This window comes from Nonomuraea sp. N2-4H, from assembly GCF_045291505.1.
Taxonomy (GTDB): domain Bacteria; phylum Actinomycetota; class Actinomycetes; order Streptosporangiales; family Streptosporangiaceae; genus Nonomuraea; species Nonomuraea fastidiosa.
Genome location: NZ_CP147987.1, coordinates 1 through 25,479, shown reverse-complemented (window position 1 = coordinate 25,479; position 25,479 = coordinate 1). Strand labels below are relative to the sequence as shown.

Genomic DNA, 25,479 nt, shown 5'->3' with positions numbered 1-25,479 from the left:
TCAACGCGACCGCGGGAGCGATCAGCACGAGGGTGGTGAGCAGCCGGGCGACCGTAACCTTCGACATCCACATGCCTCCACGTCGACTTGTGGGTCTCACGCTACAGAAGACAGGGTGGCCGCAAGGGGAGAGTCGGAAATCGCAAGCAAAGCGTAATCAAGTCACTACTTGCCGCGACGCGCGGCGGCCCATTCGACCGTCTTCTTCAGCCCGGTCGCGAGGTCGGTGCGGGGCTGCCAGCCGAGGCCCTCGTGGGCGGGCACCGGGTCGACGGCCATCGCGGGCAGGTCGCCCGGCCGCGGCGGCGCGAAGCCCGGCTTGTCCTGCGCGCCGGCCGCGTCGGCGATGAGGCTGTGCAGGCGCCGGTCGGTGGTCTGGATGCCGGTGCCGAGGTTGAAGCGGCGGCCGTTGCCCTCGGGGCCGCAGGCGCGGACGAAACCGTCGACCACGTCGTCGACGTAGACGTAGTCGCGGGTCTGGCTGCCGTCGCCGTAGACGACCGTGGGCGTGCCGTTGAGCAGCGCGTCGGTGAAGATCGAGACCACGCCGGCCTCGCCGTCGGGTGCCTGGCGGGGGCCGTAGACGTTGGACAGCACCAGCGTGGTGTATTCGAGGCCGTACAGGGCCTTGAACGTGGCGAGGTAGATCTCGCCGCTCAGCTTGGACGCCGCGTACGGCGAGCGCGGGTCGGTGGCCGCGTCACCGGGCACCGGGATCGTGGCCGGCCGCCCGTAGACGGCGACCGACGAGGCGAAGACCACCTTGCGGGTGCGGCCCTCGTGGGCGGCGGCCAGCACCGCGGCCGTGCCCTCGACGTTGAGCCTGGCGTCGTAGGCCGGGTCGGCCACGCTCTTGCGCACGCTGATCTGCGCCGCGAGGTGGCAGACCACCTCCGGCTGCAGCTCGGTCATCAGGTCGACGAGCGCGCGGTCGCGGATGTCCATCTCGTGCAGCCGGAAGCGGTCGCTGGTGGCCGCCTCGGCGAGATTGTCGCGACTGCCGGACGACAGGTCGTCGACGACGTCGACTTCATGGCCGTCGGCCAACAGGCGATCGACGAGATTCGATCCGATGAACCCGGCACCACCGGTGACCAACACGCGCATGAAGTGAATCTTAGTCGGCGAGCTCCGCCCTCACTTGCGCGATGCGATCGAGCACCTTGGACCGCAGGTCGGCCGGAACCGGGTCACAACCACAGTGTTTGTGGACCAGCTCCTTGACCGCTTTGTCCAGGTCGTACTCCTTGAGGCAGGGACCGCACTCGTCGAGATGCACCTTGATCTGCGCGACGTCGCTCTCGGTCAGCTCGCCGTCGAGGTACTCGTAGACCTTGTCGAGCACTTCACGACAGTCGGTGTCGTGCGGGTTGCCACAGCTCATTTCGATCCCTCCGCCGGGACCAGGCCGCGCTCGCGGGCGTAGTCCTCAAGGAGGCCCCGCAGCTGCCTGCGTCCCCTGTGCAGCCTCGACATCACGGTGCCGATCGGCGTGCCCATGATGTCGGCGATCTCCTTGTAGGGGAAGCCTTCGACGTCGGCCAGGTAGACCGCGATCCTGAACTCCTCGGGCAAAGACGCCAACGCCTTCTTGATGTCGCCGTCGGGCAGGTGCTCGAGCGCCTCGACCTCGGCGGACTTCAGACCGCTCGAGGTGTGGGACTCGGCCCGCGCGAGCTGCCAGTCCTCGATCTCCTCGGTGCCCGACTGCTTCGGCTCGCGCTGCTTCTTGCGATAGCTGTTGATGAAGGTGTTGGTGAGGATCCGGTAAAGCCACGCCTTCAGGTTGGTGCCCTGCTGGAACTGGTGGAAGGACGCGAACGCCTTGGCGAACGTCTCCTGCAGCAGGTCCTCCGCGTCCGCGGGGTTCCGGGTCATCCGGAGCGCCGCGGAGTAGAGCTGCTCGAGATAAGGCATGACGTCGCGCTCGAAGCGCTCGCTTCGTTGCTCCAGCGTCTCCGCGCCTGTCGCGGGCACCGGACCCACCCCCCTAAGATCACCGGTGGCCGGCTGTGGCGGTACACCGTACTCAGGGGAGGATACCCGCTGGCTCGCGACCGATGGGTCAGCGGGTCGGGGTTCAGCCAATGTGAGCATGCTCGTCGCAACACACCCGAGCCCTTGTCTGTTCCCGCAAGATAGAAGGTACGAAGGACCCGGTGCGGGGAACGTCATACGTACCGGCTGGTAGCCCTTTTTCCGGAACCCAGGAGTCGCGTGTGCTGCCCATTCCGGCCGAGGAACTGAACGGCTCAGGGACGCTCGGGCCGTACTGGACCTTCTACCGCGCCGTCGCCGCCGAACAACTCAACCGATGGCTTCCCGCCGAACCCTCCGTCATCCTCGACCTTTCCGGCGGCCGCGGGCGATGGTCGGGCCAGGCCGCCAGAGCCGGGCACCGGGTGATCGAGGTGCTCGACTTCCGCCGCACCGCCGACAGTCAGTCCCGGCTGCGCGACGCCGACCGCGTACGCCACGTGCGCGCCGACGACCTGGCGTTCCTGCCCGACGAGAGCGTGGACGCGGTGCTCGCCGAAGAGCGCGTGATGTCCATCGAGCTCATGGCCGAGTCCGCCATGAACGACGTGGCCAGGGTGCTGCGGCCCGGCGGGCGCGCTCTGGTGTGCGTCGACTCCCTGGTGCTCGGCATGGCCATCCTGGCCGAGCAGGAGCAGTGGCAGCACCTCCGGCAGACCGGCGAGGTCATGCTGGTGCCGTGGCCCGACGGCAGCATCACGCGCTGCTTCAGCAGCACGCAGCTGCGCGAGCTGCTCCAGGGCGCCGGCCTCGAGATCGAGTGGATGCGGCCCCGTACGGTGCTGTCGCCGTCCACGGTCGACCACGTGCTCGGCTCGGACGCGCGGGCGCTCAACTACCTGGTGCGCACCGAGCTCGAAGCCCATCCCGATGACGACGACACGGTCGGCATCCACCTGGTGGCCAGCGCCCGCAAGAAGTGAGGCCAGGGCCGCGCCCTCCACTCCCTCCTGTACGACCGGATCGGATCAGCGGCGGCGTTCGCGTTTGCCCTGGCAGGGCACGCATCGCGCCGCCTCGGGCCGGGCTTCGAGCCTGCCTTCCGGCACCGGCTTGGCGCAGTCGACGCACCGGCCGTACGCGCCCTCGTCGATGCGTTTGAGCGCCTCGACGATGGCCTGCCGCTGGCTCGTGGCAACGGTCAGCATGGCCTGGGCCCGGTCGGCGTCGGTCAGGTCGGAGCCGGCGTCGGCCGCAGAGCGGTCGCGCACGCCGACCGGCTCGCCGCGCAGGACCCCGATCGAACGGTCGAGGTCGGCGAGCATTTCTTCCAGCCGCTCACGAGCGGTCGTGACATCCACGAATCCGCACCTCCGGGTAAAGGGGTACGCCGCGGCCAGGACCCCCCGGATGTCCCGCCCGGTGTGATCAAGGGGGCAAGGTTCAGCGGTGACACCGTGTGAACGGTTGCATCGCTTTCCTCACCGGATGCCCACTTACCGGGCTTCTTACACCTTTAAAAGAGCGCGGTCTCCTCCTCGTCGGGGAGGGGTTTGATGAGGTCCGGTCCGTTGTTGCGGACGTTGTTGACGTCCGTGGACACCGGGTACGCGGTGAGCCGTCCCGGCTCGGCGGGCACCAGCAGCCGCCCCGCCTGCTCGGTGTCGGTCAGCTTGGGATCGAGCCACTCCGCCCAGTGATCCTTGTCGATCATCATGGGCATCCTGTCGTGGATGCGGCCGAGCTGGTCCTCGGCGTTCGTGGTGATGACGGTGCAGGTCACCAGCCACTTGAGCGGGTCGTCATCGTCCCTGGACGGGTCCTTCCAGAACTCGTACAGACCGGCCATGGCCAGCACCCCGCCATCGGCCGGATGGATGAAGTACGGCTGTTTCTTCTTTTCGCCCTCGACCGGCATCCACTCGAAGTAGCCGTCGGCCGGCAGCAGGCACCTGCGCTTGGCGAACGCCTGCCGGAACGACGGCTTCTCCGCCAGAGTCTCGGCCCTGGCGTTGATCAGCCGGGAGCCGATCGACGGGTCCTTGGCCCACGCCGGCACCAGGCCCCACTTGACGACCCTCAGCTGCCGCACCGCCCGCTCGGCATCCTTGGGCACGCGGCTCAGCACTGCGTAGACGTTCTTGGTCGGCGCGACGTTGTAGTCGGGCCCGAGCTCCTTGTCGGGCTCCGGGTCCTGCTCGACCTGGAACTCCTCCAGCAACTCGTGCTTCTTGCGCGCCGAGGCGTATCTACCGCACATGACCCCACACTGCCACGTCAGGCTTTCGCGCGCATGTTCGCCTCATGGTGCCGGCCGGTTGCAGCCGCCCATGCGGTCCAACCGCTGGGCGGCGCCTACCGGCACGTACCGGGTCGGGCGGCGCACGGCCTCGCCGTCACACTCCCCACCAGCGCGTGCCCACCGTTCACCCGCCCCACTGTCACGGTGCCTCACCTTCACCTGCCGACCCGCACACGCCCACGCGCGGGGACGCCCCCGCCCTCACACGCCCCGCTCTCACACACCGACCCGCACACGATCGTCTGCGGCGACCACCGACGGAGCATGTGACGGTCGTCCACAGGGAGCGACGACAACAGCCCCGTCATCCACAGCCTGCGGCCTCCGGCCACCCACGGCCAGTACTCTTTGACCATGCCCGCTCAGCACTGGCCCGCCCCGACGGCGACAGATCCCGTCGTCGCCACCGTCCCGCTGCCCGGCTCCAAGTCGGTGACCAACCGCGCGCTCCTGCTGGCCGCGCTCGCCGACGGTCCAGGCGTCGTACGCCAGGCCCTGCGCAGCCGCGACGCCGACCTCATGGTCGCGGCGCTGCGCGCGCTCGGCACCACGTTCGAGGCCACGCGCGAGACTTCGGCGGGCGTCGACTGGGCGGTGACGCCGGGCCCGATCCGCGGCGGCGCCCACATCGACGTCGGCCTGGCCGGCACGGTGATGCGGTTCGTTCCGCCGATGGCGGCGCTGGCCGATGGGCCGGTCTCGTTCGACGGCGATCCCCATGCACGCAAGCGCCCGATGGGCCCCATGCTCGACGCGCTGCGCTCGCTCGGGGCCCGCGTCGACAACGACGCGCTGCCGTTCACGATCAGCGGGCCGACGACGGGCGGCGAGGTGACGCTCGACGCGTCCGGCTCGTCGCAGTTCGTCTCGGGTCTGCTGCTGACGGCCGCGCGTTTTGAGAAGGGCATCACCGTACGCCACGTGGGGCCGCCGGTGCCCTCGCAGCCGCACATCGAGATGACGATCGAGATGCTGCGGGCGGTGGGCGTCTCGGTCGACGCCAGCGAGCGCGACGTGTGGCGGGTGGAGCCAGGGCCGATCACGGCCAGAGACGTGACGGTCGAGCCCGACCTGTCCAACGCGGCCCCGTTCCTCGCGGCGGCCCTGGTGACGGGCGGCACGGTGACGATCCCGGCCTGGCCGGCCCGCACCACCCAGCCGGGCGACGCGCTGCGCGGGCTGCTCACGTCCATGGGCGCCACGGTCACCCGCTCCGGCGACGACCTCGTGGTCACCGGCACCGGGAAGGTCACCGGTCTCGACGCCGACCTCCACGAGGTGGGCGAGCTCACCCCGACCATCGCCGCGCTCGCCGCCCTGGCCACCACGCCGAGCCGCATCAGGGGCGTGAGCCACCTGCGCGGCCACGAGACCGACCGCCTGGCCGCGCTCGTCACCGAGATCAACCGCCTGGGCGGCGACGCCGAGGAGACCGACGACGGCCTGATCATCCGGCCCCGCCCGCTCCACGGCGGCGTCTTCCACAGCTACGACGACCACCGCATGGCCACGGCCGGCGCCGTGATCGGCCTCGCGGTGCCGGATGTCGAGGTGGAGAACATCGCGACGACCGCCAAGACCTTGCCGGAGTTCGTCCAGATGTGGACCACGATGCTGGCCTCCCAGTGACCACCGCCACGTGGACGTCGATGCCGGACCCGCGATGAGCCTGCCCATGCGGACACCGGATGTAGGGCCCGCAGTGAGCCTGGCCCTGCGGACTGCACACACTGGATCCGCGAGGATCTCCGCTCAGCCCCACGCGCACCACGCCCCGGCGGCCTCGGCCTCCGGGGCCCGGCTGCGGGCGCCGTCCGCTCACCAGAGCGGCGTCACGCGCCTCACCTGCGCGAACGGCTACTTTTCCGGCACCGCTGGTTTCACCGTGGAAGCCCCGGGCACGTCGGTGAAGGCCACCACGTGAGAGCACGTCGCCCGGATGACGACCATGAGACCCACCAGCACGACACCGCCGCCCGAGCGACCCCGGGTGAAGCCGCCCACCCCAGCCCCGAAAGCCACTCGCTCGGGCAGAAGGCGTACTTTCGCCCACCACCCGAGGCCCGACCGCATCCCACGGAGAGCCGGACACCAGCCGCCCACCCGGCTCGCCCCAGCCCGCCGGCTCGCCCCGCCACCCGGTTGGCCCCACCCACCCGACTCACATGACCCGCCGACTCGCACCACCGCACGCCGGCACGTTGGCCACGCACGGATCGGCACGCAGGCCACCCATGGGTTGGCACGCAGGCCAACACGGACCGGCATGCAGGTTTCGCACGGGTCTGCGCGCAGGTCGGCATGGACCGGCGTGCAGATTTCGCACGGGCCGGCATGCAGGCCGCCGCACAAACCGGCACGCAGACCAACGCACACCCGATGCACCGACCGACCACCTGGCCCCTCCCACCTGCAGACCGAGCACACAAGCCGGGGGGCGGGATGCGCTGCCTACGAGCGGACGACGATCGGCAGCGCCAGTCGGCAGCGCCGGTCGACAGCGCCGGTCGACAGCGGGAGACGAGCGGACAACGGCCGGCGCAGGGAGACGAGCGGGCGGCAGCCGACGGATCGACGAGCGTGCGACCGAACGGGCAGGCAGGCAGATTGACGATCGGGTGACGATCGGTCGCGGGATGTCGTAGGACGTTCCGCAACCTGCCTACCATCACCACTACAAACCAAGACAATCTTCACGAAAGGGGAGCGAGCGCATGGGAGCGGACCGCTGAGGAGGCGGGAGTACGACGAGGACGACGTCAGGGTCAGGCCGGGCAAGGGTTCCAGGCCGCGGACCCGAATTCGTCCTGCGCATGAGGACGCTGTGGAAGGGTTTGTGGTGGCCGTGGACCGCGGCCGCTACACCACGCTGGTCGAGGCCGAACGCCCCAAGGGCTCGGCGCAGAAACGCAAGCCGCCCAGCGCCGGCTCGTGGTCGCCATGAAGGCCCGCGAGCTGGGCCGCAAGGGCATCGTCGTGGGCGACAGGGTCGCGCTGGTCGGCGACGTATCCGGCAAGCCCGACACGCTGGCCCGCGTCGTACGCGTGGAGCCGCGCACGTCGATGCTGCGCCGCTCGGCCGACGACGTGGAGGACAGCGACGGCATCGAGCGCCCGGTGGTGGCCAACGCCGACCAGCTCGTGATCGTGACCGCGCTGGCCGACCCGCCGCCGAGACCGCGCATGATCGACCGCATCCTGGTGGCGGCGTTCGACGCGGAGATCGACACCCTGCTCTGCCTCACCAAGTCCGACCTCGCGCCGCCCGACGAGCTGGTGGCCCTGTACGAGCCGCTGGGCGTGCCGTACGTCGTCGTGCACAAGGGCGGCCCGCTCGACGAGCTGCGCGAGCGCCTGGTGGGGCGGATCAGCGTCCTGGTCGGGCATTCGGGAGTGGGCAAGTCCACCCTGGTCAACGCGCTGGTGCCGAACGCCAACCGCGCCGTCTCCCAGGTCAACGCCGTCACCGGCCGCGGCCGTCACACCTCGACCTCGGCCGTCGCGCTGGAGCTGCCGGAGGGCGGCTGGATCATCGACACGCCGGGCGTACGCAGCTTCGGACTGGCCCACGTCTCGACGGAGACGGTGCTGGCGGCGTTCCCTGACCTGGTGGAGGGCACCGTCGACTGCCCGAAGGGCTGCAACCACCTGAGCGAGGGCTGCGCTCTGGACGCCTGGGTAGCGGCGGGCAACGCCGACCCCGCCCGCCTGGAGTCCCTGCGCCGTCTCCTGGCGAGCCGCGAGGGCACCTTGGACGACCCCACGGCCACCCGCAGCGCCTGAACCCTCCGCCCGCTGACACCCCCGACCAGGCAACGTCTCCAGCGACCGGCCACTGCCACAACGCGTGCGAAGCAGTGCTGCACACCGCTGCCACAACGCGTACGAAGCGGTGCAGCACGCCGCTGCTCAGCACCGGCGCACGGCCCCTGGCCCCGGGCGGCTCCACGACCGGCTCCCGGCCGCGCGCCCTACCAGGCGCCGGCGAGCACCCCGGTTCGGCGATGCCACCCCAAGTGCCGAGGCGAGCGGTCGTCATGAGATTCGCCTGGCAGAGGTGGAAGCGTGGCGGCCGGCGGCGCGGTCCGGCCGCCGAGTCCACCCCGAAAGCCACCGAGTCCACCCCGAAAGCCAGCGAGTCCACCCCCGAGAGCCGGGCAGCGAAAGCGAAGCGAACGGATGCGCCCCAGGCCACCGACCCGCCACGGCGGTGGTCAGGGGCGGTTGGGGCGGAGGGTCCAGGTGACGGTGAGGGTGGAGACGACGACGCCGTCCGCGTTCGTGATCTCCACCTCCACATCGAACTCCGGCCGCTCCCCCGCGTCCAGCCGCGCCAGGACGTCATCCCGCGACGCCGACAGCCGGGCCGAGGCCCGCACCTCGCCGGTGGCGACCTTACGGAACGCGATGGTCGCCGTGGTCGGCAGCGGCACCGCCCGGTCCAGCTGATCGGCGAAAAGAGACAGCACGGCGGCCCCGGACGCGGACTCGGCGAGCGTGAAGAGCACCCCCGCGTGCGGCCCGCCGACGTGGTTGGCGAGGTCCGCCCGCGGAGGTACGCGGCAGACCGCCCGCCCGTCCTCGGCCGTGTCGAAGACGATGCCCAGGGTCCGGGCGAAAGGGACCGACCGCAGCAGAAGCTCACCGACATCTTGCGACATGCAGGACATGCTACTGATGAGTAACTGAAAAGGCGGTTACCAGAAAAGGGGCGTTGGTAACTGATGTCCGTAAGGCCGACACGGTAGCGTGGGCGACCGTGCAGAGTTATAACGATGATCTGCGCCTCGCGCATGTCATGGCGGACGCCGCCGACGACCTGACCATGCGACGGTTCAAGGCGGTCGACCTCACGGTCGAGACCAAGCCCGATCTGACGCCGGTCAGCGACGCCGACCGCGCGGTGGAGGAGGCCATCAGGGGTACGCTGCGCCGCGCCAGGCCGCGTGACGCGGTGGTCGGCGAGGAGTTCGGCAAGACCGGCTGGGGCGCCCGCTCGTGGATCATCGACCCCATCGACGGCACCAAGAACTACGTTCGCGGCGTGCCCGTCTGGGCGACGCTGATCGCGCTCATGGAGTACGGCAAGGTCGTCGTGGGCCTGGTCTCGGCCCCCGCCCTGGGCCGGCGCTGGTGGGCGGCGGCCGACGGCGGGGCGTGGACGGGCAAGAGCCTGACCAAGGCGACCCGCATGCACGTGTCATCGGTGTCGTCGCTGGAGGACGCCTCGTTCTCGTACTCGAGCTTCGGCGGCTGGGAGAAGGCCGGCAAGCTGGACAACTTCCTCGACCTGAGCCGCGCCTGCTGGCGGACCCGCGCGTACGGGGACTTCTGGTCGCACATGATGGTCGCCGAGGGCTCGGTGGACGTGTCGGCCGAGCCGGAGCTGTCGCCGTGGGACATGGCGGCGCTCACCGTGATCGTGGAGGAGGCCGGCGGCGTCTGGACGGACGTCGCCGGCGTCAAGGGCCTTGAGGGCGGCAGCCTCGTCTGCACGAACGGCCTGCTGCACGACCAGGTCATCGACCGCCTCAACGGCACGACGGTCAGGACCTAGGAACGCCGCACGCCCGCCCTGCCCCGGATCTCCCGGGTCGCGGCGGCCAGCGCGTCCTCGTCGGCGATCGTGACGTTCTCCTCGTACGTCACCCCGCTCGGCGGATCGTCGTGCCCGATCGGATCGGCGTCCCAGAAGTTGCCCCGGTAGGTGACGTTCTCCAGCGGCGGCCCGACGTGCAGCACGGCCGTGTTGTCGGCGCGCATGACCACGTTCTCCTCGACGAGCACCCAGCTCGCGCCGTAGTCGGTGTAGAGCCCGAAGTTGTACGGCGTGCGCGTGTCCTTGATGACGTTGCCCCGCACCACGGCCCCGGTCTCGGCCGAGTCGCCCTGCGGCCCGGAGAGGTAGACGCCGCCTCCGTCGGCCAGCACCTGCATGGTGCCGGCGGTCAGGTTACGCAGGATCCGAGTGCCCTCGCCAGGCCCGGCCACGATGCCGCAGTGGGGCACGTCGGTGACCTCGTTGTGGGCGACGACGCAGCCTCGGGTGCCGGTGACGGCGATGCCGGGCGACCCGCTGAACTCCAGCCCGATCCCGCGCACCCGGTTGTCCTCGATCACGCCGCCCCGGGTGCCGTTCATGGTGACGCCGCCGCCGGACAGCGTGTCGAACTCGCACCCGGATACGGTGACGCCCTCGCCCCCGCTGACGCCGAGTCCGGTGGCGCCCAGCCGGGTGAACCGGCACCCCTCGACCTCGGCCCCACCCGCGTCCACGAACTCCACACACGCCGGAATCGTGACGGAACTCAAGGGATACATCACATATGCGCCCTCCCCCAGCTCCGCCCGCTCGACCGGCCCGCCCTCGTAGAACCCGCTGCCGTGATAGTGCACGAACCCCTCGGGCCGCCCGGGACGCGTCCACGTGGCCTCGGCGAACACCAGCCCCCTGAACGCCACGTCCCGCGCCCCCGCCACCCGCACCAGCGTCTCCAGGACCGGCGCGACGACCCGCGCGGACCCCGGCTCCTCCCCCGGCAGCGGCAGGTACATCAGCACGTGCCGGCCCGGCCGCGACCGGTCGAGCACGAACGTGCCGGGCTCGCGCAGGAAGCTCGGGTCGTTCTCGACGGAGGTGGGCAGCCCGGGTCCGATCGAGGTGTGGCCCTCGTAGACGGACCGGTACAGCTCGTACGCCCACCCGAACCCCGGCTGCGCCATGGTGATCACGGTGGAGTCGCCCTCGCGCGCGATCCGGGCCACCTGGAGGCGGGCCTCGGTCCACGGGTAGACGCCCCGGTGCACGAACTCGACGTTCTGCCAGGTCAGCGGCTCAGGGCTGTCGGTGACGTAACCGGTCTCGGTCGCGGTGACCGTGCCAGGCAGCCCCGGTACGGCGGCACGGGGCGCGCGGCGGCCGTTCACGTAGAGCTGGCGGATGTCGAGGCCGCCGACGTCGGCCAGCCACACCCCGTCGCGCACGCGCCAGCCGGCGATCTCCCGCCCGCCGCTGATGACGGCCTCCTCCTGCCCGGACGTGCCGTGGCCGGCCGCCTGGTAGACCGTCCCCGAGTCGGCCTCGCGCAGCTCGAACGGCCGATTCAGTACGTGGACACCGCCCCCGAGATGCACGACCGCCTTCCCACCCGCCTCGCGGGCCGCCGCCCGGGCGCGTTCGAGCGTCGCGAACGGCCGGTCCTCGGTGCCCGGCGCGGAGTCGTCACCGGACGGCGACACATAGATCTGGATCATGACAAACCGCCTCTGCCTCGTTTATGCCGTACACAGATTTGTACACCATAAACTAGACCTATGGACGACGGCGTCGAATTGTTGTGGCGGGAGCGCGGCGAGGAGAGCGCGCCGCGCGCCGGGCTGACCCTTGACCGGATCGTGCGCGCGGGCATCGAGCTGGCCGACGCCGAGGGTCTTGAGGGCCTGTCGATGCGCAAGGTGGCCGACCGGCTCGGCTTCACCACGATGTCGCTCTACCGCCACGTACCGGGCCGCGACCAGCTCGTCGCCCTCATGCGCGACGCCGTGATGGGCGAGCACGCACCGGAGGACCCGAGCGACCGTACGGACGAGCCACGAAGCGACCACCAGGACGCCGGCCCACAGGAAGACGGAAGCGACCAGAAGGGCGCGGACTGGCGCCCCCGACTCGAAGCCCTGGCCAGGCAGGGCTGGCGCCTCCGCCGCCGCCACCCATGGCTGGCCGAGGTGCGGGGCTCACGCAACATCCCCGGCCCGAACGCGGTCGCGACCTTCGAACGCATGCTGAGCACCCTCATCGGCACCCCGCTGCGCCCCCACGAGGTGATCGCCGCCGTCAACCTGATCGGCCGCTTCGTGGACGCCGAGGCCCTGAGCCTGGTCGAGACCCTGCGCGAGGAGCGCCGCAGCGGCGTCTCCGAGGAGGAGTGGTGGGGCGCCCGCGACTCCCTGTACGAACGCCTGACCGCCTACCCCACGATCACCCGCCTGTGGGAGTCCGGCGGCTGGGACGACCCCGAGGACTCCTTCGAGTTCGGCCTGCGCCGCATCCTCGACGGCATCGAGGCCCTCATTCGGGAACGTGACGAAACCCGTGACGATTCATGTCGCGAATGCGGCAAACCGCTGGAGCCGGCCGCCACAGGCCGCCCCCGCGTCTACTGCTCGCGCGCCTGCCAGCAACGCGCGTACCGCACAAGAAAGAAGCCGTGACGGGCACAGAGGCCGCTCAGAGCGCCAGCACCCGCCGCACGGCGGCCATCAAAGCGTCCCGATATCCCCCGCCGTACAACACCACGTGCACGAGCAGCGGATGGAGCTGATGCAGCGGCACCCGCTCCCGCCACCCGTCGGCAAGCGGCCACTCCTCCTGGTACGCCCCCAGCACCCGATCGAGATACGGCAGCCCGAACAGATCGAGCATCGCAAGGTCCGTCTCCCGATGCCCGCCATGGGCCGCCGGATCGATCAGCACGCCCTGCCCGCCGGACCACAGCACGTTCCCGCTCCACAGATCCCCGTGGATCCGCGCGGGCGGCTCGGCGGGCCCCGCCACCTCGGGCAGCCGCTCCACCGCCCGCTCGACCAGCGCGACGTCTGAGGCGGGCAGCCGCGCCTGCCGCAGGAACGGCAGCACCCGTCGCTCGCCGTAGAAGGCCGGCCAGTCGGGGGCGGCCGCGTTGTCCATCGGCAGCTCGGCGATGAACCCGGGCCACGGCGCGCCGAACTTCTGCGCCCCCGCGCGGTGCATCCTCGCCAGCGTCCGCCCGAACCGCTCGGCGGCCTCGGGGGTGGGCCGCTCCTCGCGTACCCAGGCCAGCACCAGCCGGTCCGGCTCCGCCTCGATGACCTCGGGCACCGCGGCGACCTCGCCGAGCCAGCGCAGCCCGGCGGCCTCCGACAGCAGCACCTCGGAGGCGGGACCGCTCTTGACGAACACCGCCCGCCCGTCGTCCAGCACGCCCCGCCGCAGCCGCCTGCCGTGCGAGGTGCCCAGCTCCTCAGTGAATCTCATCGGCGATGTGCTTGGCGACGCCCTCGGCGGCCGACTCGACCAGGTCGAGGACCTCTTCGAACCCTTCGCGGCCCCCGTAGTACGGATCCGGCACCTCGGCCCCCTCCGGCGCGGCCGGATCGAACGACCGGAACAACCGCACCTCGACCCCTTCGGGGGCGATCCGCTGCAGGTTGGACAGGTTGTCCCGGTCCATGGCGAGCACGAGGTCGTACCGGTCGAACCAGTCCCTGGTGAACTGCCTGGCCCGGTGCGAGGAGCCATCGTAGCCGCGCAGGGAGAGGGTCTCCAGCGCCCGCTCGTCCATCGGGTCGCCCACGTGCCATCCTCCGGTGCCGGCGCTCTCGACGACGACCTGGCCGTCGAGACCCCGGTCGGCGAGCACCTTCCGCAGCACGACCTCGGCCATCGGCGACCGGCAGATGTTCCCCATGCACACCACGCATACGCGATACGTCATGCCTCCATTGTGGCCAGCCGGGCAAGTGCTCCGACCTGCGCCGTTCACGTACGGACCGCGCCGGATGAACCGGCCGCAGCGGGGCCGGTGCAGCACACCGACCCACAGCGTTCACTGTCCGTTCATCCGCTCTCGGGGGCCGAGTCACTTTCGCCGCCTAGCTTCATGCCCGACTAAGGACCAAGTGGGAGGAACCCAACCGTGAAGTATGCAGGCCGGCTCGCCGCCGTCGCCGTCGCCGGCGCGCTCTCGCTCGCTGCGTGCGGCACAGACAACAACAACCCCTCGGGCAGCACGACCTCCGCAAGCGCCGCCGCGCCCGCGGCGGACAACGGTCTGAGCGGCTCCGTCAACGCCGCGGGCTCCTCGGCCCAGGCCAACGCGATCACCGAGTGGACGAAGAACTTCACGGCAGCGAACCCGGGGGTGACCCTGAACTACCAGCCCAGCGGCTCCGGCGCGGGCGTGCAGGCGTTCATCCAGGGCACGGTCGCCTTCGCCGGCTCCGACTCGGCGCTGAAGGACGACGAGCCTGCCCAGGCCGACGCCCGGTGCAAGACCGGCAAGGCCATCAACATCCCGATGGTCACCGGCCCGATCGCGGTTGTCTACAACCTCCCCGGCGTCGACGGCCTGCAGCTGTCGCCGAAGACGCTCGTCGGCATCTTCAACAGCAAGATCACCAAGTGGGACGACCCGGCCATCAAGGCCGAGAACCCGGACGCCCAGCTCCCGTCCACGCCCATCCAGGCGGTCCACCGCTCGGACGAGTCGGGCACCAGCGACAACTTCACCAAGTTCCTCAAGGCCACCGGTGACTGGCCGTACGAGCCGGCCAAGGCGTGGCCCGCCGAGGCGGGCGGCCAGGGCGCCAAGGGCTCCGACCAGATCGCCGCCAGCGTGAAGGACTCCGAGGGCGCGATCAGCTACGTCGAGCTCTCGTACGCCGAGAACTCCTCGCTGCAGAAAGCCAAGATCGCGAACGGCTCCGGCGAGTTCGTCGAGCTGACCCCGGAGAGCGCGGCCAAGACGGTCGAGACCGCCGAGATCAAGGGCACCGGCAACGACCTCGCGCTGTCCATCGACTACGCCACCAAGACCCCGGGCGCCTACCCGATCGTCCTGGTGACGTACGAGATCACCTGCGAGAAGGGCCTGCCCGCCGACCAGCAGAAGATCGTCAAGAGCTTCCTGACCTACACCGCCAGCGACGAGGGCCAGGCGGTGCTGAAGGAGCTGGGTTACGCCCCGCTCTCGGGCGACCTGCTCACCAAGGTCAGGACCGCCGTCGAGGCCATCTCCTGAGCGGCTCATGACGACGGACGTACGTACCCGTGAAGGCGGACCGGACACCAGCCGGTCCGCCTCGCGGCGCAGCATCGGTGAAGGTCCCTTCCGGTTCGTCTCCACGGCGGCGGGCGTCATCCTGCTGGCGATCATGGCGGCCATCGCCGTGTTCCTCATCAGCGAGGCGATCCCGGCGCTGCAGGCGAACAAGGCGAACTTCCTCACGGAGCTGACCTGGGACCCCAACGGGCAGCAGGTCTTCGGCATCGCCGCGCTGGCCTTCGGCACCCTGCTCAGCTCCGCGCTCGCGCTGGTCATCGCCACCCCGATCGCGGTCGGCGTGGCGCTGTTCATCTCGCACTACGCGCCCCGCAAGCTCGCCGCCCCGCTCGGCTACCTCATCGACCTGCTCGCCGCGGTGCCCAGCGTCGTCTACGGCCTGTGGGGCCTGGCGTTCCTGGTGCCGTTCATGCGGACGCCGTCGCAGTGGCTGAACGAGCACGTCGGCTGGTTCCCGCTGTTCGCCGGCGAGGGCGTGATCGGCGGCAAGACCATGCTCGCCGGCGGCATCGTGCTGGCCATCATGATCCTGCCGATCATCGCGGCCATCTCACGCGAGGTGTTCCTCCAGGCGCCCAAGATGAACGAGGAGGCGGCGCTCGCGCTCGGCGCGACCCGCTGGGAGATGATCAGGATGGCCGTGCTGCCGTTCGGCCGTCCGGGTGTCATCAGCGCCGCCATGCTCGGCCTCGGCCGCGCCATGGGCGAGACCATCGCGGTCGCGCTGATCTTCCCGGCCACCTTCGACATCACCTTCGAGATCCTCACCCCGCACGCCAACAGCATCGCCGCCAACATCGCCAACGGCTTCGGCGAGGCCACCGACATCGGCCGGGGCGCGCTGATCGCCTCCGGTCTGGTGCTGTTCCTCATCACGCTGCTGGTCAACATGGCCGCGCGACTGATCATCAACCGCCGCAAGGAGTACGCGAGGGCCGGCGCATGACCTCGATTCAACGCATCTCCACCGGCCGCCGCATCAAGGACCGGGTCGTTCAGGCCCTGGTCTATGTGGCGTTCGTGCTGGCCGTGGTGCCGCTGGTCTCGGTGCTGTGGCTGGTGGTCTCCAACGGCCTGGCCCGCTTCGACATGGAGTTCCTCACCCACTCCATGAACGGCATCGGCGCCAGGGACGCGGGCGGCGGCGCGTACCACGCCATCGTCGGCACCCTCGAACAGGTCCTGCTGGCCTCCGTCATCTCGGTGCCGATCGGCCTGTTCACCGCCATCTACCTCGTCGAGTACGGCGCGGGCGGCCGCCTGGCCCGGGCCATCAGCTTCTTCGTCGACGTCATGACCGGCATCCCGTCGGTCGTCGCCGGGCTGTTCATCCTCGCGTTCTGGATCCTCTTCCTCGGCTTCCCCTACTCCGGCTGGGCGGGCGCGCTCGCCCTGTCCATCCTGATGATGCCGACGGTCGTCAGGTCCGCCGAGGAGATGCTGCGGCTGGTGCCGAACGACCTGCGCGAGGCATCGTACGCGCTGGGCGTGCCCAAGTGGCGCACCATCGTCAAGGTCGTGCTGCCGACCGCGTTCACCGGCATCGTCACCGGCGTCATGCTGGCCGTGGCCCGCGTCGCCGGCGAGACGGCTCCGCTGCTGATGACGGTGTTCTTCACCAACTCCATCAACCACGACCCGTTCAACGGACCGCAGATGGGCCTCCCCCTCTTCGTCTTCGACCAGGCGGCCCGTCCGAACGACACCGCCATCGACCGGGCGTGGACCGGAGCCCTCACGCTGATCCTGATCGTCATGCTGCTGAACCTGGTGGCGCGCCTGATCGCCTGGTGGCGTGCGCCCGCCAAGGGCCGATAGGGGGTAATAACCACAATGTCCAAGCAGATCCAGGTTTCGGGCCTCGACGCGTACTACGGGTCGCACAAGGCGATCGAGGACGTGTCGATGACCATCGAGCCGCGGTCGATCACCGCGTTCATCGGCCCGTCCGGCTGCGGCAAGTCGACGTTCCTGCGCACGCTCAACCGCATGCACGAGGTCATCCCCGGCGCGCGCGTGGAGGGCAAGGTGCTGCTCGACGGCGAGGACCTGTACGCCCCGGACGTCGAGCCCGTCTCCGTGCGCCGCATGATCGGCATGGTCTTCCAGCGCCCGAACCCGTTCCCCACGATGTCGATCTACGAGAACGTCGCCGCCGGGCTCCGGCTCAACGGCGGCCGCATCAGCAAGTCCGAGATGGACGACATCGTCGAGGACTCGCTCAAGGGCGCCAACCTGTGGAACGAGGTCAAGGACCGCCTCAACAAGCCCGGCGCCGGCCTGTCCGGCGGCCAGCAGCAGCGCCTGTGCATCGCCCGCGCGATCGCCGTACGGCCCGAGGTCCTGCTGATGGACGAGCCCTGCTCCGCCCTCGATCCGATCTCCACGCTGGCCATCGAGGACCTCATGGCCAAGCTGAAGGACCAGTACACGATCGTCATCGTGACCCACAACATGCAGCAGGCCGCCCGGGTCAGCGACCGCACCGCCTTTTTCAACCTCGCCGAACAGGGCAAGCCCGGCAGGGTCATCGAGATGGACGAGACGTCGCGCATGTTCACCAACCCCTCACAGAAGGCCACCGAGGACTACATCACGGGGCGCTTCGGCTGATGACCCACCAGCAGGCGGCGCCCACGATGAACGGGGACACCAGGGCCAAGCCCGTACTGCTCATCGCCGACCCCGACGGCTCCGTGGTGGACGACGTCGCCACCGCCCTCGAACGCGAGGGCGTGGCCGTCACCGGGGCGCCCGACGGCGCCCAAGGGCTGCTGCAGGCCGGAGCGCTCCAGCCGGACGTGGTGCTCGTCGCGGCCACGCTGCCGGTCATCGACCCGGTCGAGTTCGTCCGCGCGGTACGGCTCGCGCGCTCGGTGCCCGTCCTGCTCGGCGTCGGTGAGGGGCACGCCGACCAGGCCGTACGCGCGCTCGCGGCCGGCGCCGCCGCCTGCGTGGCCCGGCCCTACCGGGTGCCGGAACTGCTGCCGTTCATCCAGGCCAGCTCCCCCGAGCCGCGCAAGGTCCTCACCGTCGGCGGCGTCGAGCTGGACGTCCACGCCTACCAGGTACGCGTCGGCGGCCGCGCCGTCCACCTGCCGCTGCGCGAGTTCGAGCTGCTGCAGTACCTCATGCGCAACGCCGACCGCACGGTCACCCGCGAGCAGATCATGCGCCACGTCTGGCACGCCGCCGCCAACACCTCGACGAACACCATCGCGGTGCACGTCAAACGGCTGCGGGCGCGCCTGGGCGACGAGGACGACCAGCTCATCCAGACCGTACGCGGCGTGGGCTACCGGCTGGTCACCCCGGGCAACTCCGAAAAGCCCGCATGACGCGCTCGGCCACGCCTTCGACGGTGGCGATGCCGTACTCCACCTGAGGGCTGCCCTCGCTCAGCACGGCCACGGCGAAGTCCCGCCCGTCACCTCTGACGAGGCCCACGCTGGCCGTGGCCCAGCGCCCGTTCGACACCCGGCGCAGCCAGCCGTTCTTCAGCGCCACCCGTTCACCGCGGCAGGCGGCGGCACTGATGCCCCAGTCCTGCCCGTCCACGACCGCGCCCATGAGCCTGCGCACCTGAGCGCGGTCCTGCCGCCTGAGCGGGCTCTTCTTCGCGACGAGGGCCGCCATGAGCCGTACCAGGTCGTCGACGGACGTCTGCGTGATCCCCCAGCAGTACAGGTCCACGCACCTGCCCGCCACTCCCCGGGTATGCCGCAGCCCGAACCTCCGCCCCGCCGCGTCGAACCCTCTCACCCCACCGATCCGCTCCCACAGCCGATCGGCCGCGTGGTTGTCGCTGTAGCGGATCATCCGATCGGCATCCCGCCGCACCGCCGCCGGCAGCTTCTTCCACGGCGTGCGCAACAGTAAGGCCATGAGAATCTGCACCTTGGCCACGCTGGCCGTGATCATCCGCTCCTCGGCGTGATAGGCGTAGGTTCGCCCGGACCCCAGCTCCTTCACCATCACCGCCACCCGCCCGGTCCGCCCCGCGAGATACCGATCCAGCCGCCGCGAGATCTCCTTGCCCGGCACCTCTCCCCTCGCCACGACCCGCTGCTGCTCCACCAGCAGTCGTCCGTCTTCCGGCCTCCGTAAGACCCCCACCCGGCCGTGAGCAGCGGCACCCGCACGGTCAGCGACGCAACACGGCCCACCCGCGCACGTCCTTCAGGCGCCCGAGCCACCGCCTTGACATCCCCAGCGACGACCAGCGGCGAAATCAACGCGAGCAACCCCACGAACAGCCACGCCACCCTGCCCCAGGCCCCGACCATTCGAGCATTATCACGACATCCCCGACACCCCCGCCACCCCGCCCGAAGCCCCACTCCCGCCCCCGAAACCCAGCCCTCACCCGAAGACCGCCCCCGACAACTTCTCCCACCCAGCCACCCCAGGCTCTCAAGCACGCGACCCGCAACACCAGCCGACCCGTCCACCCCCAGCCCTCACACCCCGGCAAGCGCCCTCGCCCAAGTCCGGCACCAAAACCCACCACCCCGAACAGTCCATCCTGTAAGGCACACCCGAACACCACCGGCAGCAACGAACCCCCGACCCACCCGCGCTGACAAATGCACCCTGGAGCGCGCGAACAGGCCCAAGCAAGGCCGGCAACAGCCGAAAACCCACCCCACAGAAAACCCGACCGCACCCACACACTCTCAACGCACGAAACCCCACACACCCGCCACGAAAAGCCCCTCCAGGGAGAAAAACCCAGCCACTCAAAAAAGGGAGGGGCCACGACGCCCTAAAACGTCACATCCCCTCCCCCACACGAAGAAAGGGAGACACCCAAGGCACCAGAACCCCTCCCCACACCGAAGAAAAGCCCTGACACCACAACCGCTAGCACCCCCCACGCACCAAAAGAACCCCGACACCAAGAACACCGGCCCCGCACGCAAAAGGGGGAGGCGCCCCGACACCCCAGACGCCGGAACCCCACCCCCACACACGCACACACAAAACACACACACAAAGAGAGAGGGGCTCCGACACCACAACAGATGCCAGAACCCCACCCCAACACACACAAAAAAGAGGGGCCTTAGTATCCGAAACCAGATACCAAGACCCCTCTCATCAAAGATTGTCCGGCGGTGACCTACTCTCCCACACCCTCCCGAGTGCAGTACCATCGGCGCTGAGAAGCTTAACTTCCGGGTTCGGAATGTAACCGGGTGTTTCCTTCCCGCCATAACCGCCGTAACCCCACGAAACAGCACACCACTTGCTGTCTCAGAATTGCCTAGTGAACGCGAGCAAAAGCTTTGTGGTCAAGTCCTCGGCCTATTAGTACCGGTCAGCTCCACACGTTACCGCGCTTCCACCTCCGGCCTATCAACCCGGTCATCACCCGGGAGCCTTACCCCACAACGTGGGTGGGAGACCTCATCTCAAGGCGAGCTTCCCGCTTAGATGCCTTCAGCGGTTATCCCTTCCGAACGTAGCCAACCAGCCGTGCACCTGGCGGTACAACTGGCACACCAGAGGTTCGTCCGTCCCGGTCCTCTCGTACTAGGGACAGCCCCTTTCAAGTCTCCTACGCGCGCAGCGGATAGGGACCGAACTGTCTCGCGACGTTCTAAACCCAGCTCGCGTACCGCTTTAATGGGCGAACAGCCCAACCCTTGGGACCTACTCCAGCCCCAGGATGCGACGAGCCGACATCGAGGTGCCAAACCATCCCGTCGATATGGACTCTTGGGGAAGATCAGCCTGTTATCCCCGGGGTACCTTTTAGCCGTTGAGCGACACCGCTTCCACACGCCGATGCCGGATCACTAGTCCCAGCTTTCGCTCCTGCTCGACCCGTCAGTCTCACAGTCAAGCTCCCTTGTGCACTTACACTCAACACCTGATTGCCAACCAGGCTGAGGGAACCTTTGGGCGCCTCCGTTACCCTTTAGGAGGCAACCGCCCCAGTTAAACTACCCACCAGACACTGTCCCCGATCCGGATCACGGACCAGAGTTAGACGTTCAAAACGACCAGAGTGGTATTTCACCAACGACTCCACCCGAACTAGCGTCCGAGCTTCCCAGTCTCCCACCTATCCTACACAAGACGCTCCAAACGCCAATGTCAAGCTGTAGTGAAGGTCCCGGGGTCTTTCCGTCCTGCTGCGCGTAACGAGCATCTTTACTCGTAGTGCAATTTCGCCGGGTCTGCGGTTGAGACAGCGGGGAAGTCGTTACGCCATTCGTGCAGGTCGGAACTTACCCGACAAGGAATTTCGCTACCTTAGGATGGTTATAGTTACCACCGCCGTTTACCGGCGCTTAAGTTCTCACCTTCGCCAACTTACGTCAGCTAAGCGGTCCCCTTAACGTTCCGGCACCGGGCAGGCGTCAGTCCGTATACATCGTCTTACGACTTCGCACGGACCTGTGTTTTTAGTAAACAGTCGCTTCCCCCTGGCCACTGCGACCCCCACCAGCTCCAGCAGCAAGTGCCATCACCAGCAGAGGTCCCCCTTCTCCCGAAGTTACGGGGGCAATTTGCCGAGTTCCTTAACCACAGTTCACCCGATCGCCTTAGTATTCTCTACCTGACCACCTGAGTCGGTTTAGGGTACGGGCCGCCACAACACTCACTAGAGGCTTTTCTCGGCAGCATAGGATCATCCACTTCACCACAATCGGCTCGGCATCACATCTCAGGATCACACGCGGCGGATTTGCCTACCGCGCTCCCTACATGCTTACCCCAGGACAACCATCGCCTGGGCTGGACTACCTTCCTGCGTCACCCCATCGTTTACCTACTACCCAATCAGGCCGAGCGTTCGGTCTAACACCACCTCCGAAGAGGCAGCTGACTTAAGGACTCTTAGTATCAAGGGGTTCAGTATGGGCGCGTTGAAGCGGGTACGGGAATATCAACCCGTTGTCCATCGACTACGCCTGTCGGCCTCGCCTTAGGTCCCGACTTACCCTGGGCGGATTAACCTGGCCCAGGAACCCTTGGTCATCCGGCGCGAGGGTTTCTCACCCTCGATTCGCTACTCATGCCTGCATTCTCACTCGCACAGCCTCCACAACTAGATCACTCTGCTGCTTCACCGGCTGCACGACGCTCCCCTACCCACCAACAGGCTCAGTGTCCTGTCAGTGCCACGACTTCGGCGGTGTGCTTGAGCCCCGCTACATTGTCGGCGCAGAATCACTTGACCAGTGAGCTATTACGCACTCTTTCAAGGATGGCTGCTTCTAAGCCAACCTCCTGGTTGTCTCTGCGACTCCACATCCTTTCCCACTTAGCACACGCTTAGGGGCCTTAGTCGGTGATCTGGGCTGTTTCCCTCTCGACTACGAACCTTATCGCCCGCAGTCTCACTGCCACGCTCTCACTTACCGGCATTCGGAGTTTGGCTGACGTCAGTAACCTTGTCGGGCCCATCGGCCATCCAGTGCTCTACCTCCGGCAAGAAACACGCAACGCTGCACCTAAATGCATTTCGGGGAGAACCAGCTATCACGGAGTTTGATTGGCCTTTCACCCCTACACACAGATCATCCCCCAGGTTTTCAACCCTGGTGGGTTCGGTCCTCCACCCAGTCTTACCTGAGCTTCAACCTGCCCATGCGTAGATCACCCCGCTTCGGGTCTACAGCATGCGACTCAAACGCCCTCTTCAGACTCGCTTTCGCTACGGCTCCCCCACACGGGTTAACCTCGCCACACACCATAACTCGCAGGCTCATTCTTCAAAAGGCACGCAGTCACATCACAGCTGAGCAAGCCCAGCTAAGCTCCTACGGCTTGTAGGCACACGGTTTCAGGTACTCTTTCACAACCCCTCACCGGGGCACTTTTCACCTTTCCCTCACGGTACTCGTGCACTATCGGTCACCAGGGAGTATTTAGGCTTACCAGGTGGTCCTGGCAGATTCACACAGGATTCCTCGAGCCCCGTGCTACTTGGGATCCCCTCCAACAGTCCATCCAATTTCGCCTACCCGGCTCTCACGGTCTACGGCGCCCCTTCCCAGAGGCTTCGACTATCAGACGGATTTATCACTGCTCGTGGCTCCGGCAGAAGCCACCGGAAGGTCCCACAACCCCGAACATGCAACGCCTGCCGGCTATCACACACGCCCGGTTTAGCCTCATCCGCTTTCGCTCACCACTACTCACGGAATCACTATTGTTTTCTCTTCCTACGGGTACTGAGATGTTTCACTTCCCCGCGTTACCACCAACCGCCCTATACATTCAGGCGGAGGCAACACCACATGACTGGTGCTAGGTTTCCCCATTCGGACATCCCCGGATCAACGTCTGGTTGGCGACTCCCCGAGGCTTATCGCAGCCTCCCACGTCCTTCATCGGCTCCTGATGCCAAGGCATCCACCGTGTGCCCTAAAAAACTTGGCCACAAAGATGCTCGCGTCCACTATGCAAATCTCAAACAACAAACAGCGACTCCAGACCCCACCACACAAACCCGTGCAGTGTTCGCTGGCCCTGTCTCCAAGGAACCGGTCGCCCGTTTCCTCAGGACCCAACAGTGTGCCCAAGCTCACCAAGCCCCCGCACGCCCGTTCCCACTCCCAACCATCCCCACAAGAGAGACCGCTGGGCGGTACTAGCACGCCGGCAACCCGGCAAACCTGAATAACCAGTGCTCCACTCGTGAGCTGTCACCACCCCACCAGACACTCGCCGGTGAAGAGTGAAGATGCTCCTTAGAAAGGAGGTGATCCAGCCGCACCTTCCGGTACGGCTACCTTGTTACGACTTCGTCCCAATCGCCAGCCCCACCTTCGACCGCTCCCCCCACAAGGGTTGGGCCACGGGCTTCGGGTGTTGCCGACTTTCGTGACGTGACGGGCGGTGTGTACAAGGCCCGGGAACGTATTCACCGCAGCATTGCTGATCTGCGATTACTAGCGACTCCGACTTCATGGGGTCGAGTTGCAGACCCCAATCCGAACTGAGACCGGCTTTTAGGGATTCGCTCCACCTCACGGTATCGCAGCCCTCTGTACCGGCCATTGTAGCATGTTTGCAGCCCAAGACATAAGGGGCATGATGACTTGACGTCATCCCCACCTTCCTCCGAGTTGACCCCGGCAGTCCCCCATGAGTCCCCAACCCTCCGAAGAGGTTGCTGGCAACATGGAGCAAGGGTTGCGCTCGTTGCGGGACTTAACCCAACATCTCACGACACGAGCTGACGACAGCCATGCACCACCTGTCACCCAGCCCAAAAGGGAAGATCTATCTCTAGACCGGTCCGGGTGATGTCAAACCTTGGTAAGGTTCTTCGCGTTGCGTCGAATTAAGCAACATGCTCCGCCGCTTGTGCGGGCCCCCGTCAATTCCTTTGAGTTTTAGCCTTGCGGCCGTACTCCCCAGGCGGGGCGCTTAATGCGTTAGCTCCGGCACGGAGATCGTGGAAGACCCCCACACCTAGCGCCCAACGTTTACAGCGTGGACTACCAGGGTATCTAATCCTGTTCGCTCCCCACGCTTTCGCTCCTCAGCGTCAGGTAAGGCCCAGCAAGCCGCCTTCGCCACCGGTGTTCCTCCTGATATCTGCGCATTTCACCGCTACACCAGGAATTCCACTTGCCCCTACCTACCTCTAGCCGGCCCGTATCCACCGCAGACCCGCAGTTAAGCTGCGGGCTTTCACGGCAGACGCGACCAGCCACCTACGAGCTCTTTACGCCCAATAATTCCGGACAACGCTTGCGCCCTACGTATTACCGCGGCTGCTGGCACGTAGTTCAGCCGGCGCTTCTTCTGCAGGTACACGTCAACTTCGTCCCTGCTGAAAGAGGTTTACAACCCGAAGGCCGTCATCCCCCACGCGGCGTCGCTGCGTCAGGCTTCCGCCCATTGCGCAATATTCCCCACTGCTGCCTCCCGTAGGAGTCTGGGCCGTGTCTCAGTCCCAGTGTGGCCGGTCGCCCTCTCAGGCCGGCTACCCGTCGTCGCCTTGGTAGGCCACTACCCCACCAACAAGCTGATAGGCCGCGAGCCCATCCCCAACCGAAAAAACTTTCCACCACCAGACCATGCGGCCGGAGGTCGTATCCGGTATTAGACCCAGTTTCCCAGGCTTATCCCAGAGTCAGGGGCAGGTTGCTCACGTGTTACTCACCCGTTCGCCGCTCGAGTACCCCCGAAGGGGCCTTTCCGCTCGACTTGCATGTGTTAAGCACGCCGCCAGCGTTCGTCCTGAGCCAGGATCAAACTCTCCAAACAATGTCTGGAAAACAATCCCAGCCGACATCAACAACATTGATGCCAACTAAAAGGAATCCACGTCATGGAAACATGACGGGGTAATGCATCATGCACTGGCTTTTAACACACTGTTGAGTTCTCAAGAAACGGACGCGTACATCC

At 67.5% G+C, this 25,479-nt stretch carries 19 protein-coding genes, 3 rRNA genes and 1 pseudogene; 10 read left to right on the top strand and 13 right to left on the bottom strand.

Annotation, left to right across the window (positions count from 1 at the left end; translation table 11 throughout):
- Positions 1–165 precede the first annotated feature (165 nt).
- The 3 genes from WBK31_RS00115 to WBK31_RS00105 are packed head-to-tail and all read right to left on the bottom strand — an operon-like array spanning position 166 to position 1,986.
- Positions 166–1,107, bottom strand: coding sequence for an NAD-dependent epimerase/dehydratase family protein (locus WBK31_RS00115; RefSeq protein WP_364059473.1), 942 nt, complete (start codon positions 1,105–1,107; stop codon positions 166–168).
- Positions 1,108–1,117: 10 nt separating this feature from the next.
- The gene (rsrA, locus tag WBK31_RS00110; RefSeq protein WP_364059476.1) at positions 1,118–1,384 is read right to left on the bottom strand and encodes a mycothiol system anti-sigma-R factor; all 267 of its coding nucleotides are present in this window, start codon (positions 1,382–1,384) and stop codon (positions 1,118–1,120) included.
- Positions 1,381–1,986, bottom strand: a complete 606-nt coding sequence (locus tag WBK31_RS00105; protein WP_364059479.1) for a sigma-70 family RNA polymerase sigma factor — start codon at positions 1,984–1,986, stop codon at positions 1,381–1,383. The genes rsrA and WBK31_RS00105 overlap by 4 nt, the downstream gene beginning before the upstream one ends.
- Before the next feature lie 233 nt (positions 1,987–2,219).
- Here WBK31_RS00105 and WBK31_RS00100 point away from each other — a divergent pair, with 233 nt between their 5' ends.
- The gene (locus WBK31_RS00100) at positions 2,220–2,960 is read left to right on the top strand and encodes a methyltransferase domain-containing protein (RefSeq protein WP_364059483.1); all 741 of its coding nucleotides are present in this window, start codon (positions 2,220–2,222) and stop codon (positions 2,958–2,960) included.
- Between the two features lie 45 nt (positions 2,961–3,005).
- Here the strand turns inward: WBK31_RS00100 and WBK31_RS00095 are convergent, their stop codons facing one another.
- Both WBK31_RS00095 and WBK31_RS00090 read right to left on the bottom strand, forming a co-directional pair.
- Complete coding sequence (locus tag WBK31_RS00095; protein WP_364059486.1) at positions 3,006–3,338, bottom strand: TraR/DksA C4-type zinc finger protein; 333 nt, start codon at positions 3,336–3,338, stop codon at positions 3,006–3,008.
- A gap of 155 nt (positions 3,339–3,493) precedes the next feature.
- Positions 3,494–4,237 carry an SOS response-associated peptidase gene (locus WBK31_RS00090; protein WP_406674142.1) on the bottom strand — a complete coding sequence of 248 codons (744 nt, stop codon included), beginning with the start codon at positions 4,235–4,237 and terminating at the stop codon, positions 3,494–3,496.
- A gap of 396 nt (positions 4,238–4,633) precedes the next feature.
- Here WBK31_RS00090 and aroA point away from each other — a divergent pair, with 396 nt between their 5' ends.
- Both aroA and rsgA read left to right on the top strand, forming a co-directional pair.
- A complete protein-coding gene (gene aroA, locus WBK31_RS00085; RefSeq protein WP_364059492.1) occupies positions 4,634–5,908 on the top strand; it encodes a 3-phosphoshikimate 1-carboxyvinyltransferase in 1,275 nt (424 codons plus the stop codon).
- Positions 5,909–6,968: 1,060 nt separating this feature from the next.
- A pseudogene (gene rsgA, locus WBK31_RS00080) lies at positions 6,969–8,062 on the top strand (ribosome small subunit-dependent GTPase A).
- Between the two features lie 431 nt (positions 8,063–8,493).
- Here rsgA and WBK31_RS00075 read toward each other — a convergent pair.
- Positions 8,494–8,940, bottom strand: a complete 447-nt coding sequence (locus tag WBK31_RS00075; RefSeq protein ID WP_364059495.1) for a DUF4442 domain-containing protein — start codon at positions 8,938–8,940, stop codon at positions 8,494–8,496.
- Positions 8,941–9,038: 98 nt separating this feature from the next.
- Between WBK31_RS00075 and hisN the strand changes: the two genes are divergently transcribed.
- Complete coding sequence (gene hisN / locus WBK31_RS00070; RefSeq protein ID WP_364059498.1) at positions 9,039–9,836, top strand: histidinol-phosphatase; 798 nt, start codon at positions 9,039–9,041, stop codon at positions 9,834–9,836.
- Here the strand turns inward: hisN and WBK31_RS00065 are convergent.
- The gene (locus WBK31_RS00065; RefSeq protein WP_406674141.1) at positions 9,833–11,533 is read right to left on the bottom strand and encodes a right-handed parallel beta-helix repeat-containing protein; all 1,701 of its coding nucleotides are present in this window, start codon (positions 11,531–11,533) and stop codon (positions 9,833–9,835) included. The genes hisN and WBK31_RS00065 overlap by 4 nt on opposite strands.
- A gap of 60 nt (positions 11,534–11,593) precedes the next feature.
- Here WBK31_RS00065 and WBK31_RS00060 point away from each other — a divergent pair, with 60 nt between their 5' ends.
- Entirely contained in the window at positions 11,594–12,490 is an 897-nt protein-coding gene (locus tag WBK31_RS00060; protein WP_378785123.1) for a TetR/AcrR family transcriptional regulator, read from the top strand.
- Positions 12,491–12,506: 16 nt separating this feature from the next.
- Here the strand turns inward: WBK31_RS00060 and WBK31_RS00055 are convergent, their stop codons facing one another.
- Positions 12,507–13,292, bottom strand: coding sequence for a fructosamine kinase family protein (locus WBK31_RS00055; protein ID WP_364059507.1), 786 nt, complete (start codon positions 13,290–13,292; stop codon positions 12,507–12,509).
- The gene (locus WBK31_RS00050; RefSeq protein ID WP_364059510.1) at positions 13,279–13,752 is read right to left on the bottom strand and encodes a low molecular weight protein-tyrosine-phosphatase; all 474 of its coding nucleotides are present in this window, start codon (positions 13,750–13,752) and stop codon (positions 13,279–13,281) included. The genes WBK31_RS00055 and WBK31_RS00050 overlap by 14 nt, the downstream gene beginning before the upstream one ends.
- Positions 13,753–13,953: 201 nt before the next feature.
- Here WBK31_RS00050 and pstS point away from each other — a divergent pair, with 201 nt between their 5' ends.
- The 5 genes from pstS to WBK31_RS00025 are packed head-to-tail and all read left to right on the top strand — an operon-like array spanning position 13,954 to position 18,437.
- Positions 13,954–15,057, top strand: a complete 1,104-nt coding sequence (pstS, locus tag WBK31_RS00045; RefSeq protein ID WP_378785125.1) for a phosphate ABC transporter substrate-binding protein PstS — start codon at positions 13,954–13,956, stop codon at positions 15,055–15,057.
- A gap of 7 nt (positions 15,058–15,064) precedes the next feature.
- Positions 15,065–16,045 (top strand): phosphate ABC transporter permease subunit PstC, encoded by a 981-nt coding sequence (gene pstC, locus WBK31_RS00040; protein ID WP_364059516.1) that lies wholly within the window; start codon positions 15,065–15,067, stop codon positions 16,043–16,045.
- On the top strand, positions 16,042–16,917 hold the full coding sequence (gene pstA, locus WBK31_RS00035) for a phosphate ABC transporter permease PstA (protein WP_364059519.1): 876 nt from the start codon (positions 16,042–16,044) through the stop codon (positions 16,915–16,917). Before pstC ends, pstA begins: the two co-directional genes overlap by 4 nt.
- 15 nt (positions 16,918–16,932) lie before the next feature.
- Complete coding sequence (pstB, locus tag WBK31_RS00030) at positions 16,933–17,712, top strand: phosphate ABC transporter ATP-binding protein PstB (RefSeq protein WP_364059522.1); 780 nt, start codon at positions 16,933–16,935, stop codon at positions 17,710–17,712.
- Positions 17,712–18,437: a response regulator transcription factor gene (locus WBK31_RS00025; RefSeq protein WP_364059524.1), complete on the top strand. Its 726-nt coding sequence runs from the start codon at positions 17,712–17,714 to the stop codon at positions 18,435–18,437. The genes pstB and WBK31_RS00025 overlap by 1 nt, the downstream gene beginning before the upstream one ends.
- On the opposite strand, the gene WBK31_RS00020 is transcribed toward WBK31_RS00025, so the two are convergent.
- From WBK31_RS00020 to WBK31_RS00005, 4 genes are all read right to left on the bottom strand, one after another.
- On the bottom strand, positions 18,406–19,176 hold the full coding sequence (locus WBK31_RS00020; RefSeq protein ID WP_406674140.1) for a serine hydrolase: 771 nt from the start codon (positions 19,174–19,176) through the stop codon (positions 18,406–18,408). The two genes, WBK31_RS00025 and WBK31_RS00020, sit on opposite strands and share 32 nt — an antisense overlap.
- A gap of 1,032 nt (positions 19,177–20,208) precedes the next feature.
- Positions 20,209–20,325 (bottom strand): 5S ribosomal RNA (gene rrf / locus WBK31_RS00015).
- 64 nt (positions 20,326–20,389) lie between these two features.
- Positions 20,390–23,496: ribosomal RNA gene (locus WBK31_RS00010) — 23S ribosomal RNA — on the bottom strand.
- 315 nt (positions 23,497–23,811) lie between these two features.
- A 16S ribosomal RNA gene (locus WBK31_RS00005) occupies positions 23,812–25,335 on the bottom strand.
- Together the 16S, 23S and 5S rRNA genes form the textbook arrangement of a ribosomal RNA operon.
- Positions 25,336–25,479 lie beyond the last annotated feature (144 nt).